This window comes from Streptomyces sp. NPDC004629 (genome assembly GCF_042873595.1).
Lineage (GTDB): Bacteria > Actinomycetota > Actinomycetes > Streptomycetales > Streptomycetaceae > Streptomyces.
In genome coordinates this window covers 195,428-208,082 of sequence record NZ_JBIALO010000012.1, presented here as the reverse complement: position 1 = coordinate 208,082, position 12,655 = coordinate 195,428, and the positions used below count along the sequence as shown (strand labels likewise).

Sequence of the window (12,655 nt, the reverse complement as noted above, 5' to 3'; positions counted from 1 at the left end):
TCGTGACCGTGATCGCGCCCTCCGGAGCCAGCCTTCGTGTGCCGGTCGCCCTGGGGGCGTGCCTGGTGTCCTTCGCCGCGTTCTGGGCCGCGCAACGGGCCGCCCACGTGTCGATGATCGACCTGATGGTGTACCGGGCGGAGGGCGCGGCCGTCCGCGCGGGAGGCGATCTGTACGCCCTGCGGGCGACCGAGGCCCAGTTGCCCACCACCTACCCGCCGTTCGCGGCCCTGCTGTTCACGCCGCTGACCCTCCCGGAGACCGCGCTCCTGCGCACCCTGGCGACGCTCGGGAATCTGCTGCTCCTGGTGGCGTTCGTACGGCTGTCGCTGGGACTCGTCGGGCACACGCGCGTAGTCGGGCACGCGCGCGTGGAGAGCGTCTGCTGGATCGCGGCGGCGGCCGTGTGGTGCGAACCGGTCTGGACGACGCTGCGCTACGGACAGGTCAATCTGCTGCTCGCCGTCCTGGTGCTGTGGGATCTCGCACGCCACCACCCGGGCGGCCGGAACCGCTGGGCGGGCACCGGGCTCGGGCTGGCCGCCGCGGTCAAGCTGACGCCCGCGCTGTTCGTGGTCCTCCTGGTCGCCACCGGTGTCGCGGCCCGACTACGGGGCGGCGACGGAGGGCCGTGGCTGCGGCACGCGCGCGGGGCGGCCGTCGCCTTCGCCGCGGCGACCCTGCTGGCGGCGGCCGTGCTGCCGTACGACTCGTGGCGCTTCTGGACCGGTACGGTGTTCCGCGCCGACCGGGCGGGCCACGCGGAAGACACCGCCAACCAGGCCCTGCGCGGCGTGCTGGCACGGCTGTTGCACACTCCGGAGCCGGGATCCTGCTGGGCCCTCCTGGCGGCTGTGACGGCCGTCGCCGGGTTGTGGGTTGCGGTCACCGCGGAGTTGCGGGACCGGCGCTCCTGGGCGGTGGCCGCCTGCGCGGTGACGGCGCTGCTGATCAGCCCGGTGTCGTGGTCGCACCACTGGGTCTGGTGCGTACCCGTGGTGCTGCTGCTGTGGACGCACGGCCGCCGGGCGGTGGCCACGGGCACACTGGTGGTGTTCTGTTCGTACGCCCTGTGGTGGGTGCCGCACGGCGACGGGCGGCCCGAGTTGCACCAGGGCGGCGCGGAGTTGACGCTGTCGGCCCTCTACGGAGGCTTCGGTCTGCTCTTCCTCGCGCTCGCCGGACATCGTTGCCGGGCCCGGCGAGCGGTGGTCAGGCCGTGACGAACGAATAGAACCGCTTGAGGGTGCAGTGCTCCTCCAGAAGACGGCCGTAGATCGGCTCGCCCTCCAGTTCGCGGTACGTCTCGATCGGGTCGCCTTTTATGATCAGCGCCCGCGCGCATTCCTCGCACCAGTACTGGTACTCGGGGTTGATCGGCTCCATGTCGCGGACGATCGGCGTACCGCTCCCGCACCAGTCGCACTTCCGCCGGTGTGCACCCATCGATCAGCTCCAGCTGTGGCCGCAGGCCGTGCACACGTAGGAGATTCCACCGTTGTCGCCCAGGACTTGGGCCACGTGCGCGGAACCGCAGGAAGGGCAGCTGAGCCGGGTGGCCGTGTCCCGTATCAACGCCGCGTCGAGGAGGTGGCCGCCCTCCTCAAGGATGCTCGCAGGCATCGCTACTCCCTCCCGTCGGGCCGCGCCCCCTTCCGGCCGTTTGATTCTGCCACGGCCGGACCAATACGGTCAGCGACGCCTCAGTACCAGTCCGGACACGGCAGCCGCCGCGGCCGAACCGGCCGGCGCCCGTGTGCACACCCGAAGCGCCTCCGCGGAGGTATACGCCCACGGGGCCCCAAGTGACTCAAGCCGGTGCGAAGACGTTCCGTCACGAGGCGGTCGCCGAGCCGAGAATGCCGAGGATGACGCGGATGACACGGCGGGCGAAAATCACCCGTATGTGGAACCCGCGTGTGGAATGCGAAAGATCCCGCCCCTGAAGGGACGGGATCCTCATCAACGATCTTCGCCGACTCGGCAGGTATCGAGGAAGATCTCGATCCATGAAGCTGTGGAGCTAAGGAGAATTGAACTCCTGACCTCCTGCATGCCATGCAGGCGCTCTACCAACTGAGCTATAGCCCCTCGCGCCACGCGGCGGAGCCGCATGGTGTCTCGCCCCGCTCGGCGGGGCGAACAAGAAGAACTTTAGCCTGCGACCTGCCGGAAAGTGAAATCAAGGTCCGGGCCGGAGCGGGCTCAGTCGTCGTCCCCGAGGACGGGCTCCGGGAGGGTGCCCGCGTTGTGCTCCAGGAGCCGCCAGCCGCGGGCGCCTTCGCCGAGGACCGACCAGCAGCAGTTGGACAGACCGCCGAAGCTCTCCCAGTGCCGGGCCTCCAGGCCGAGGAGACGCCCGATGGTGGTGCGGATGGTGCCGCCGTGACTGACCACCACGAGGGTGCCGTCCTCGGGCAGCTTCTCGGCGTGCCGCAGCACAACGGGGGCCGCCCGCTCGGCGACCTCGGTCTCCAGTTCGCCGCCGCCGCGCCGGACCGGCTCGCCGCGCTTCCACGCGGCGTACTCCGCGCCGTACCGGTCGATGATCTCCTCGTGCGTCAGCCCCTGCCAGACGCCCGCGTAGGTCTCGCGCAGCGCCTCGTCGCGGGCGACGTCGAGGCCGGTGAGCGCGGACAGCTCGGCGGCCGTGTGCGCGGCCCGCCGCAGGTCCGAGGCGACGATCGCGTCGGGCTGCAGGGAGGCGAGCAGCCGGGCGGCGCGGCGGGCCTGGCCGACGCCGGTCTCGGTCAGCTCGACGTCCGTGGTGCCCTGGAAGCGGCGCTCCACGTTCCAGGCGGTCTGGCCGTGCCGCCACAGGATGATGCGCCGCCCCCGGCCGGTGCGGCCGGTCACCTCACCGGTGACGCTCATCGCCACTCCCCGCCCGCCTCGGCCGCCTCCTCGGCGTCCTGCAGCCGTGCGTGCTCCTCGGCCTTGCCGCGGGTGGCCTTGGCGTCGGCCGGCAGCTCGATCTCGGGGCAGTCCTTCCACAGCCGCTCCAGGGCGTAGAAGACGCGCTCCTCGCTGTGCTGGACGTGGACGACGATGTCGACGTAGTCGAGCAGGACCCAGCGGGCCTCGCGGTCGCCCTCGCGGCGCACCGGTTTGGCGCCGAGTTCCTTCTGGAGCCGCTCCTCGATCTCGTCGACGATGGACTTGACCTGGCGGTCGTTGGGCGCGGAGGCCAGCAGGAAGGCGTCCGTGATCGACAGCACATCGCTCACGTCGTAGGCGATGACGTCGTGGGCGAGCTTGTCGGCGGCCGCCTGGGCGGCGGTGTTGATGAGTGCGAGGGAACGATCAGTGGCGGTCACTACGAGGCTGGCTTTCGGTCGGGGACACAGGTCGGCTGCAGGCGCGGCGGCGACCCCGACTCGGCACGGCCCGTCGGCGGTCACTCGCCATCAAGGGTCTCACGGACCGCCCGGGGCACCCCACGTGATTATCGGATCACCTGGGGTGCCCGCGCCGCCTTCCGGTGCCGTCCGTCAGGAGGACGACGGCTTGTAGTCCTGGCCCAGGACCACCGAGACCTCGGCGTTCGAGGCGACCGTGCCCTTCGTCACGGCGCCGTCGGGCAGGCCCAGGGTCTTGGCGACCTCCGTGGCGTCGTCCTTGTGGGCGACGTCGGAGTAGAGCACCTTCGAGGCGGACTCGGCGGCGTCCGCGGTGCCGCCCTCCAGGAAGGTGAAGCCGCCGTTGAGGAGGACCACGCGGGCCTTGTCGGTGGTGTCCTTGACGCCGGTGGCGTTCTGCACGGAGACCCGGACGGCCGAGCCCTGTTCGGGGCTCTTCGCGGTGCCGCCGAGGATGTCCTTGACGACGCCTGCGCTGGTCTGGGCGCTGAGCGTGCCGTCGGACTGCACGGGCAGCAGGGCCGTCTTGTAGTCGCCGCCCTTGGCGAGATCGGCGAGCTTGGCGAGGAAGGCGCCGAGGTTCCTGTCGGACAGCGGCGGCTCGATGATCTGGCCCAGCGTCTGCACGGTCACGGTCGCGGCCTCGGCGTCGGATGACATCTTGCGCAGTACGCCCTGGAGGACCTGGCCGAACCGCTCCAGCTGGGAGTTCGCGGCCTCGCCGGAGCCGCGGTAGGTGGCGTAGGCGACGGCCGCCTTGCCGCTGAGGGTCTGGCTCTTGCCCTCGCGGACGAGCGGGGCGGCGCCCTTCTTCTTGCCGTCCTCCGGGTCGGGGACCTCGGCGTTGGTGTCGATGTCGATGTTGCCGACGAGTTCGACGAGGTTCTGCAGGTAGGGGGTGTCCAGCCGCCAGGTGCCCTCGATGTTCGTGCCGAGGACGGTGTCGAGCTGGTCGCGGGTGCCGCCGGAGCCGTCGTCGTCGACCGACTTGGCGAGGGTGGTCACGGCGCCGGAGTCGTCGGACAGGGAGAGGGAGTTCGGCAGCAGGACGGTGGTGCCCTGCTCGGTGGTGGTGTTGTCGACGAGCAGCGCCGTGGACGTGCCGCCCTTCGCGGTGTTGTGCAGATGGACGACGATCACATCGCGCTTCTGGGCGCCGGCCGCCGTCGAGGTGCCGGACTTGGCGTCCGACGAGGACAGGCCGGGCAGCTTCCCGGCGTACCAGAGGTAGCCCACGCCGCCGACCGCGACCAGGGCGAGGACGACGACCAGGGCGATGACGCGGCTGCGGGCGCGGCGGCGGGCCTCCTCGCGGCGTTCCGTGCGGTTCTCGGTGAACTTCAGCCAGTCGATGACGTCCTCGGAGTCACCGTCCGGCTCCTCCACGAAGGCGAACTGCTCGGTGTGGTAGTCCCGTTCGCGGCCGGCCGGGGATTCGTCCGGTACCTCGGACGGGCCGGGCTGCTGCGGGATGTGGGCGGTCTGCTCGGCGACCCGGGGCTGCTGCTGGGCGCCCGGCGCCGGCTGCCCGTAGGGGTCGTAGGCGGCCGTGCCGCCCGCGGTGGGCGTCCCCCCGGTGCCGTACGGATCGTAGGCGGGGTCGTAGGAGTCGTACGGCGGCACGGGTTGCTGCCGGCCGGTGTCGTAGGAGTCGTACGGCGGCACGGCCTGCTGCTGCCCGGTCGCGTACGGGTCGTAGCCGTAGCCCTGCTGCGCGTACGGGTCGTACGCCTGCTGCGGGGCCTGCTGTGCCGGGATCCGGCGGTACACGGGCCGCCCGTACTCGTCGTAGCCGACGAGTTCGTACTGGTCGCCCCCGTACCCCGGGTCGTATCGGTCGTTCACCGGTGCCCCTCTCGGCTCACTCGCCGCGGTACAGCTCGCGCTTGTCGATGTAGCGCACGACTCCGTCGGGCACCATGTACCAGATGGGATCGCCCTTGGCGACTCTCGCACGACAGTCTGTGGAAGAGATGGCCAGCGCGGGAACCTCGACGAGCGAGACGCCACCCTCCGGGAGTCCGGCGTCGGTCAGGTGGTGGCCGGGACGGGTGACCCCGATGAAGTGCGCGAGGGAGAACAGTTCCTCGGTGTCCCGCCAGGTCAGCAGCTGGGCGAGGGCGTCGGCACCGGTGATGAAGAACAGGTCCGTGTCCGGGTTGAGCGCGCGCAGGTCACGCAGGGTGTCCACGGTGTAGGTGGGGCCGCCGCGGTCGATGTCGATACGGCTGACCGAGAACTGCGGGTTCTCGGCGGTCGCGATGACCGTCATCAGATAGCGGTCCTCCGCCGGGGAGACCTTGCGGTGGGACTTCTGCCAGGGCTGGCCGGTGGGCACGAACACCACCTCGTCGAGGTGGAACTGCGCGGCGACCTCACTGGCCGCCACCAGGTGCCCGTGGTGGATCGGGTCGAACGTTCCGCCCATGACGCCGAGACGGCGCTTGCCCGAGTGCGCGGGGCCGCCGCCCGGACGGTCCTGCGGGGTCCGCACCGTGCCGCTCGTCGCGTCGACCGCCGGACCGGTAGGCATGTCCTGCTCTCCCATGCGTGCAGACCCTACCGGCCCGGTCCACGGGGTCCGCCCGCCAGACCCCCGGGTACGGCCCCCGGGACGGGCCGTCGGGTTCAGCGGTCGCGGTTGAAGCGGGTGGTGATCCACAGCAGGAGCAGGAGGATGAGCAGCGCGCTGCCACCCGTCACGAGCGGGCTGAGGCTGTTGTGGTTGCCGCCGTGCTCCTCGCCCTCGGCGGCGAGGGTTACCAACTGGGCAGCGGTGCTGTGGAAGCTCATCTTCGGCAGGACCTATCCGGTGTGGGCGGGATAAAGATGTCGGCCCATGGTAAGCGGGCGCCGCGACGGCGACCACGCCGACTCCGCCGTTGCGGACGGACAGGGCACGGCGGGCATCGTCCCCGGAGGTGGGGAGCCTTCCGGGGGGCGGGGAACCTTCCGGGAGGCTCAGTCGTCCTTCTGCTTGTACCCGCGTAGCAGGAACCAAGCGGTCACCACACAACCCAGGACCATCACGACCAGGACGATCCGGAGCAGATTCCCCGCCCCGTGCTGCGGTGCGGCGTCGGCGGCCTCGACCAGCCAGGCGGCCGCGGGGATGTGCTCCATGATGTGGACTCCTTCGGCTGTACTGCCCGTCCACGGTATCTCCGCCTAGGCTGGGCCCCGCCTCGGGGGCACATCGGGCACACCAACGCACATGGGGGACGACATGACCGACGACGGCCATGAACACCACGAGCACGAGCACGTGCCGGGCAGACAGCGCAGGCGCTTCCCCGGAATCTCCTCGCGTGCGTACGAGCACCCCGCCGACCGTTCCGCCCTGGTGGCGCTGCGCCGGCTGAGCGGCTTCGACACGGTCTTCAAGGCGCTCAGCGGGCTGCTTCCGGAGCGGAGCCTGCGTCTGCTGTTCCTGTCCGATTCGGTGCGGGTCTCGGAACAGCAGTTCGCGCATCTGAACGACATGCTGCGGGACGCCTGCTACATCCTGGACCTGGAGAAGGTCCCGCCGATGTACGTCAACCAGGACCCGCAGCCGAACGCGATGTGCATCGGCCTGGACGAGCCGATCATCGTCGTCACCACGGGTCTGGTCGAACTGCTCGACGAGGAGGAGATGCGGGCGGTCGTCGGCCACGAGGTGGGGCACGCCCTGTCCGGGCACGCGGTGTACCGCACGATCCTGCTGTTCCTGACCACCCTCGCACTCAAGGTCGCCTGGATCCCGCTCGGCAACATCGCGATCATGGCGATCGTGACCGCGCTGCGGGAGTGGTTCCGCAAGTCGGAGCTGTCGGCGGACCGGGCGGGCCTCCTGGTGGGGCAGGACCTGCGGGCCTCGATGCGCGGTCTGATGAAGATAGCCGGCGGCAACCATCTGCACGAGATGAACGTGGACGCGTTCCTGAAGCAGGCCGAGGAGTACGAGGCGGGCGGTGACCTGCGCGACTCGGTGCTGAAGATCCTGAACGTGCTGCCCCGCTCCCACCCCTTCACCACGGTCCGTGCGGCCGAGCTGAAGCAGTGGGCGGAGACCCGGGACTACCAGCGGATCATGGACGGTCACTACCCGCGGCGCGACGAGGACAAGGACACCTCGGTCAGTGACTCGTTCAAGGAGTCCGCGGCCAGTTACGCCAGCGATGTGAAGAGTTCCAAGGACCCGCTGATGAAGCTGGTCTCGGACCTCGCGGGCGGCGCCGGGAACCTGGGCGGCCGGGTGCGGCGGGGCTTCGACGGCTTCACCAGCCCGCCACGGCCGAAGAACACGCCGCCCGACGACACCAGCACCGATAACTGACCCGCCCACCACCCACAAACGTCACACGCCCCACCGTGCCGGTGAGAGGGGGCGTTGCCGGGGGGGCTCGGGAGTGTGGGGTTATGGCGTTGGCTGGGCTGTGGTGGCCAGCGTGCCGCACAGTGCTGTCACGGTCCCGGTCGCATAGGGGTCCGTGCCCGCCGGACCGCCCGCCTTGGCGGTCTGCCCGGCCAGCAGCGGGCGCAGATGACTGGCGGAGTCCTCCGCGCAGGACAGGGGGCCCGCCTGCACGGAGGAGACGGCCAGCTGTACCTGGTGCAGTCGCAGGTCGTCCTGGCCGAAGCGGAAGGTCAGCTCGCGGCGGACGGTGAACAGAGAGACCCGTGCCTTGTCGCCGGAGCCGGTGGGCTTGAGCGCGTAGACGAAGGTGTGGTCCGCGGTGACCTCCAGGGTCGCCGAGTTCGTCTCGACGGCCTGCAGCGAGCCCTGCACCCGGATCTTCTGGTCGGCCAACTGGGCCCGGGTGGGGTCGAAGCGGACCAGCCATCCGGTGGCCGCGTGCCGGCCGTCCGCTGCGGGATGCTGGAAGCTCTGGTCGAACTGGTCCAGTTGGTCCGGGTTGAGCAGCATGCGCGCGGGCCGGATCTGGCTGCCGTCCAGCACCTCGGGGTCGAGCGAGGAGCTGACGAGGTAGTCCTTCGCCGTGGTCAGGGCGGTCAGGACCTGGCTTTCGGAGAAGTGCTCGGTGCGCCGGGAGGCGGGCAGCGGGATGCCCTCGGCGCCGACGCTGAACTGCGCCGCGGGGCTGTGGTCGTACAGGCGTTCGGCGTCGCTCGCCCCGGGCACCTTGCCCTGCGGGGCGAGCGGGATGACGGTCATGCGCAGGGGGGCGACGGCCTCCCGGACCCGGGGTGCGCCGTAGGGATGGCGCACGCCCATGTAGATCGCGGTGCCGAACGCGACGGCGATCAGCACGACGAGGATCAGGGCCTGTCGGGACAGCCCGCGGTACAGGTGCGGGCGGCGGCGCACGGCGGGCGCGTGGTCGGTCATGCGCTCCTGTGCGGAGTACTCCTGGAGGCGGGCAGCGCGCACGAACGACTCGTCGAAGACGACGGATCGGTATTCGTCCTCCCCACCACCGGGAGCGCCCTCGGGTGTCCCCTCAGGTGGGTCTCCAGGCCCGCCCATACTTTCAGAGTAGGTCTCAGGAGGCTCAGGTAAACGCCCTGGTACACGACAAGTTCTGACAGGTTCTCACCACAAGCGTGCGCGGGCGTTCAGGGTGTGCGGGGCACCGCGGAGACGGCCGGCCGGGGGTGGTCGGCGGAGCCGGAGGGAGCCGCCGCCGTGCCCTGCTCAAGCCCGGTGGAGGCGGGCGGCGGGACCTGGTCCCGACTGCCCGAGGAGGCGCCGCGGTAGACCGCGGCGAAGGCCAGCGCGACCATGCCGACGCCCATCACGACGGCGAGCACCCAGGCGACGGGGCGGTGCCAGCGGACGTGCCTGCCATAGCCCGCGGCGCCGTAGTGGTCGTCCGGATCGTCGGAGTCGTCCCAGTCGTCGAGGTCGCGGTCATGGCCGAAACCGTGTCCGTGGGGGCCGTACCCCTCGTCGTACCGCTCGCCTCGGGCGTGGGCGCGGCGGGCCTCCGCCTCGGAGGCCTCGGCTCTCGCCTGTGCGGCGGCCAGGAGGCGTTCGACGGCGGTCGGCTCGTGCACCACGGCCGCCCGTACGAAGGCCTCGTCGAAGACCACGGAGGCGAACTCTTCGTCCGACACCCCGCGGTCGTGGTCGTCGTCGGGCTCCCAGCCGTCAGGGAACGGCGTGCCCCCCACGTCCTCCGGCACCGTTCCAGAGTAGACCTGGGGGGTCATTTTGGGCAGACGGTAGGGAAATTCATCCGCCTGCTGAGACGCCTTCGGCGCGGTGCCGGGCGTCCCGGTCAGCGCACGTGGCCGTCGCCGGTCACGATGTACTTGGTGCTGGTCAGCTCCGGCAGGCCCATCGGCCCGCGGGCGTGCAGCTTCTGCGTGGAGATGCCGATCTCCGCGCCGAAGCCGAACTGGCCGCCGTCGGTGAAGCGGGTGGAGGCGTTCACGGCGACGGTGGTGGAGTCGACCAGTTGGGTGAAGCGGCGGGCCGCCTGCTGCGAGGTGGTGACGATCGCCTCGGTGTGGCCCGAGGTCCACAGCCGGATGTGTTCAACGGCCTTGTCCAGCGAGTCCACGACCGCGGCGGCGATGTCGTGGGAGAGGTACTCGGTCTCCCAGTCCTCCGGGGTCGCCTCGACCACGGTGGCCTTGGAGCCCTCGGCGTAGGCGAGGACACGCTCGTCGGCGTGGACGGTGACCCCGGCCTCGGCGAGGGCGTCCAGGGCGCGGGGCAGGAAGGCGGCGGCGATGTCCTGGTGGACCAGCAGGGTCTCGGCGGCGTTGCAGACGCTGACCCGCTGGGCCTTGGAGTTGATCAGGATCTCGACGGCCATGTCGAGGTCGGCCTGGGCGTCGACGTAGACGTGGCAGTTTCCGGTGCCGGTCTCGATGACCGGCACCGTGGACTCGGAGACGACCGTGCGGATGAGGGAGGCGCCGCCGCGCGGGATGAGGACGTCGACCAGGCCGCGGGCGCGCATCAGCTCGCGGACGCTCTCGCGGCTCTCGCCGGGCACGAGCTGCACGGCGTCGGCGGGCAGCCCGGCCCCGCCGACGGCGTCCCGGATCACCCGGACCAGCGCGGTGTTCGACTCGTAGGCGGAGCCCGAGCCGCGCAGCAGGACCGCGTTGCCGGACTTCAGGCACAGTGCGGCGGCGTCCGCGGTGACGTTCGGGCGGGCCTCGTAGATGATGCCGACCACGCCGAGCGGGACGCGGACCTGGCGCAGGTCGATGCCGTTCGGGAGGGTGGAGCCGCGGACGACCTCGCCGACCGGGTCGGGCAGCGCGGCGACGTGCCGGACGTCGGCGGCGATGGCCCGCACCCGCTCCGGGGTGAGGGTCAGCCGGTCGACGATCGCCTCGCTGGTGCCGGCCTCACGGGCCTTGGCGACGTCTTTGGCGTTGGCCTCGATGATCTCGCCGGTCCTGACCTCCAGGGCGTCCGCGATGGCGAGCAGCGCGTCGTCCTTCACGGCGCGCGGCAGCGGCGCGAGGTCGGCGGCCGCCGCCTGGGCGCGGTAGGCGGCCTGGGTGACCGGGGACATTGCGTCGTACGGCGAGAGCGTGGTCATGGGGGAAGGGTAGTGCGCGGCGCGGGGCCGGGCGGCAGTCGTTCCACACCGCGAGACGGGTCAAAAGGGGTGAACACCGACCGGGGTCGCGGGTGCCGGGCCGTAGCCGTCGGCGATGCGCTGGTGGTAGGTCTCGCGGTCGATGACCTCCAGGCCGACGATCTCCCACGGGGGCAGTCCCGCGGTCTGGCGGTGCTCGCCCCACAGGCGCAGGGCGACGGCGGCCGCGTCGTGCAGGTCGCGGGCCTCTTCCCAGTAGCGGATCTCGGCGTGATCGTTGGCGTATCTGCTGGTCAGCAGGAAGGGGTGGTCATGGGCGAGCTGTTCCAGGCCGCGGCGCAGCTCCTTCAGGGGGACCGCCTCGCCGGAGACGCTGAGGGTGACGTGCCACAGGCGGGGCAGGTCTTTCGGCTCCTCGTAGGACTCCCCGGCCGCGACACTCGTCAGAGCACCACGGGACGCCGCAGCCCCAGGGCGCACTCGTCTCACGACGGCCTCCTTCAACCCAGCGCTCGGACGGATGATCGTGCCGCTGAGGCACGTCCCTGGAACAAAGTTGAGCAGGCCGCGCGGCTCCGTGTGGCGGTTTTACGGAACGTCCCCCACCGGGGGCGTCGTTACGCCCTGTTTTACGGGTGCAGGATCACCAGATCGTCCCTGTGTACGACCTCGCGTTCGTACGCCCGGCCCAGCTCGCGCGCCAGTTCCCGGGTCGAACGTCCGAGCAGCTGGGGGATCTCCTTGGCGTCGAAGTTGACGAGGCCGCGGGCCACCGCGTGCCCCCGGGTGTCGCGCAGTTCCACGGGGTCGCCCGCGCTGAACTCGCCCTCGACGGCGGCGATCCCGGCGGGCAGCAGCGAGGTGCGGCGGTGCACGACCGCCTGCACCGCACCGTCGTCCAGGGTCAGCGAGCCCTGCGGGGTGGAGGCGTGCTGCAGCCACAGCAGCCGGTCGGCGGAGCGCTTGCCGGTGGGGTGGAAGTAGGTGCCGGTGTCGCCGCCGGCCAGCGCGACGGCGGCGTGGACGGCGCTGGTGAGCACCACGGGGATGCCGGCGGCGGCCGCGATCCGGGCGGCCTCCACCTTGGTGACCATGCCGCCGGTGCCGACCCCGGCCCGGCCGGCGCTGCCGATCTCGACGCCCTCGAAGTCGGCGGGGCCGCGCACCTCCGCTATCCGCGAGGTCCCGGGCCTGGTGGGGTCGCCGTTGTAGACGCCGTCCACGTCGGACAGCAGCACCAGGAGGTCGGCGTGGACGAGGTGGGCGACGAGGGCGGCGAGGCGGTCGTTGTCGCCGAAGCGGATCTCGGCGGTGGCGACGGTGTCGTTCTCGTTCACGACGGGCAGGGCGCCCATGGCGAGGAGCTTGTCGAGGGTGCGGGAGGCGTTGCGGTGGTGGGCGCGGCGGCTCATGTCGTCCGAGGTGAGCAGGACCTGGCCGACCCGGACGCCGTAGCGGGCGAAGGAGGCGGTGTAGCGGGCGACGAGCAGGCCCTGACCGACGCTGGCCGCCGCCTGCTGGCGGGCGAGGTCCTTGGGGCGGCGGCGCAGGCCCAGCGGTGCGAGGCCGGCGGCGATGGCGCCGGAGGAGACCAGGACGACCTCGCGTTCCCCGCCGCTGCGGCTGCGGGCGAGGACGTCGACGAGCGCGTCGACACGGTCGGCGTCCAGGCCGCCCGAGGCGGTGGTCAGCGAGGAGGAGCCCACCTTGACGACGATCCTGCGGGCCTCGCCCACGGCCTGCCTTGCCCTTGCCACCTTGCGCTCTGTCCCCTCGTCCGCGTCCGGG

The 12,655-nt window shown here is 71.4% G+C and carries 15 protein-coding genes and 1 tRNA gene; 2 read left to right on the top strand and 14 right to left on the bottom strand.

Annotation, left to right across the window (positions count from 1 at the left end; genetic code table 11):
- Positions 1-2 precede the first annotated feature (2 nt).
- Positions 3-1,223, top strand: a complete 1,221-nt coding sequence (locus ACFYTE_RS20470) for a glycosyltransferase 87 family protein (RefSeq protein WP_388712041.1) — start codon at positions 3-5, stop codon at positions 1,221-1,223.
- Here ACFYTE_RS20470 and ACFYTE_RS20465 read toward each other — a convergent pair.
- The 9 genes from ACFYTE_RS20465 to ACFYTE_RS20425 form a co-directional block, all read right to left on the bottom strand.
- Positions 1,213-1,446, bottom strand: coding sequence for a hypothetical protein (locus tag ACFYTE_RS20465; RefSeq protein WP_004931461.1), 234 nt, complete (start codon positions 1,444-1,446; stop codon positions 1,213-1,215). The genes ACFYTE_RS20470 and ACFYTE_RS20465 overlap by 11 nt on opposite strands.
- Positions 1,447-1,449: 3 nt before the next feature.
- Positions 1,450-1,623 (bottom strand): hypothetical protein, encoded by a 174-nt coding sequence (locus tag ACFYTE_RS20460; RefSeq protein ID WP_388712037.1) that lies wholly within the window; start codon positions 1,621-1,623, stop codon positions 1,450-1,452.
- A gap of 395 nt (positions 1,624-2,018) precedes the next feature.
- Positions 2,019-2,091: transfer RNA gene (locus ACFYTE_RS20455), tRNA-Ala, on the bottom strand.
- 114 nt (positions 2,092-2,205) lie between these two features.
- On the bottom strand, positions 2,206-2,874 hold the full coding sequence (locus ACFYTE_RS20450) for a histidine phosphatase family protein (RefSeq protein WP_388712035.1): 669 nt from the start codon (positions 2,872-2,874) through the stop codon (positions 2,206-2,208).
- A complete protein-coding gene (gene rsfS / locus ACFYTE_RS20445; RefSeq protein ID WP_388712032.1) occupies positions 2,871-3,317 on the bottom strand; it encodes a ribosome silencing factor in 447 nt (148 codons plus the stop codon). Before rsfS ends, ACFYTE_RS20450 begins: the two co-directional genes overlap by 4 nt.
- A 174-nt stretch (positions 3,318-3,491) precedes the next feature.
- Entirely contained in the window at positions 3,492-5,204 is a 1,713-nt protein-coding gene (locus ACFYTE_RS20440) for a LytR C-terminal domain-containing protein (protein WP_388712029.1), read from the bottom strand.
- A gap of 16 nt (positions 5,205-5,220) precedes the next feature.
- Positions 5,221-5,907: a nicotinate-nucleotide adenylyltransferase gene (gene nadD / locus ACFYTE_RS20435; RefSeq protein ID WP_388712026.1), complete on the bottom strand. Its 687-nt coding sequence runs from the start codon at positions 5,905-5,907 to the stop codon at positions 5,221-5,223.
- Between the two features lie 80 nt (positions 5,908-5,987).
- Positions 5,988-6,152, bottom strand: a complete 165-nt coding sequence (locus ACFYTE_RS20430) for a hypothetical protein (protein ID WP_388712023.1) — start codon at positions 6,150-6,152, stop codon at positions 5,988-5,990.
- 168 nt (positions 6,153-6,320) lie between these two features.
- Positions 6,321-6,482, bottom strand: coding sequence for a hypothetical protein (locus tag ACFYTE_RS20425; protein ID WP_388712020.1), 162 nt, complete (start codon positions 6,480-6,482; stop codon positions 6,321-6,323).
- A 91-nt stretch (positions 6,483-6,573) separates the two neighbouring features.
- Between ACFYTE_RS20425 and ACFYTE_RS20420 the strand changes: the two genes are divergently transcribed.
- Entirely contained in the window at positions 6,574-7,677 is a 1,104-nt protein-coding gene (locus ACFYTE_RS20420; protein WP_388712017.1) for a M48 family metallopeptidase, read from the top strand.
- 81 nt (positions 7,678-7,758) lie between these two features.
- Here ACFYTE_RS20420 and ACFYTE_RS20415 read toward each other — a convergent pair whose 3' ends face one another.
- The 5 genes from ACFYTE_RS20415 to proB all read right to left on the bottom strand — a co-directional run bounded on the left by ACFYTE_RS20415 (position 7,759) and on the right by proB (position 12,603).
- Positions 7,759-8,829 (bottom strand): hypothetical protein, encoded by a 1,071-nt coding sequence (locus ACFYTE_RS20415; protein ID WP_388712014.1) that lies wholly within the window; start codon positions 8,827-8,829, stop codon positions 7,759-7,761.
- A gap of 89 nt (positions 8,830-8,918) precedes the next feature.
- A complete protein-coding gene (locus ACFYTE_RS20410) occupies positions 8,919-9,515 on the bottom strand; it encodes a hypothetical protein (RefSeq protein ID WP_388712011.1) in 597 nt (198 codons plus the stop codon).
- Between the two features lie 68 nt (positions 9,516-9,583).
- Complete coding sequence (locus ACFYTE_RS20405) at positions 9,584-10,867, bottom strand: glutamate-5-semialdehyde dehydrogenase (protein ID WP_388712008.1); 1,284 nt, start codon at positions 10,865-10,867, stop codon at positions 9,584-9,586.
- A 60-nt stretch (positions 10,868-10,927) separates the two neighbouring features.
- Positions 10,928-11,356 carry a hypothetical protein gene (locus ACFYTE_RS20400; protein WP_388712005.1) on the bottom strand — a complete coding sequence of 143 codons (429 nt, stop codon included), beginning with the start codon at positions 11,354-11,356 and terminating at the stop codon, positions 10,928-10,930.
- 140 nt (positions 11,357-11,496) lie between these two features.
- On the bottom strand, positions 11,497-12,603 hold the full coding sequence (proB, locus tag ACFYTE_RS20395) for a glutamate 5-kinase (protein ID WP_388712283.1): 1,107 nt from the start codon (positions 12,601-12,603) through the stop codon (positions 11,497-11,499).
- Positions 12,604-12,655 lie beyond the last annotated feature (52 nt).

Excerpts from the sequence above, each read along its gene's own strand:
- ACFYTE_RS20465 (WP_004931461.1), bottom strand. The coding sequence starts at position 1,446 with ATGGGTGCACACCGGCGGAAGTGCGACTGGTGCGGGAGCGGTACGCCG.
- ACFYTE_RS20460 (WP_388712037.1), bottom strand. The coding sequence starts at position 1,623 with ATGCCTGCGAGCATCCTTGAGGAGGGCGGCCACCTCCTCGACGCGGCG.
- ACFYTE_RS20450 (WP_388712035.1), bottom strand. The coding sequence starts at position 2,874 with ATGAGCGTCACCGGTGAGGTGACCGGCCGCACCGGCCGGGGGCGGCGC.
- nadD (WP_388712026.1), bottom strand. The coding sequence starts at position 5,907 with ATGGGAGAGCAGGACATGCCTACCGGTCCGGCGGTCGACGCGACGAGC.
- ACFYTE_RS20430 (WP_388712023.1), bottom strand. The coding sequence starts at position 6,152 with ATGAGCTTCCACAGCACCGCTGCCCAGTTGGTAACCCTCGCCGCCGAG.
- ACFYTE_RS20425 (WP_388712020.1), bottom strand. The coding sequence starts at position 6,482 with ATGGAGCACATCCCCGCGGCCGCCTGGCTGGTCGAGGCCGCCGACGCC.
- ACFYTE_RS20420 (WP_388712017.1), top strand. The coding sequence starts at position 6,574 with ATGGGGGACGACATGACCGACGACGGCCATGAACACCACGAGCACGAG.
- ACFYTE_RS20415 (WP_388712014.1), bottom strand. The coding sequence starts at position 8,829 with ATGGGCGGGCCTGGAGACCCACCTGAGGGGACACCCGAGGGCGCTCCC.
- ACFYTE_RS20410 (WP_388712011.1), bottom strand. The coding sequence starts at position 9,515 with ATGACCCCCCAGGTCTACTCTGGAACGGTGCCGGAGGACGTGGGGGGC.
- ACFYTE_RS20405 (WP_388712008.1), bottom strand. The coding sequence starts at position 10,867 with ATGACCACGCTCTCGCCGTACGACGCAATGTCCCCGGTCACCCAGGCC.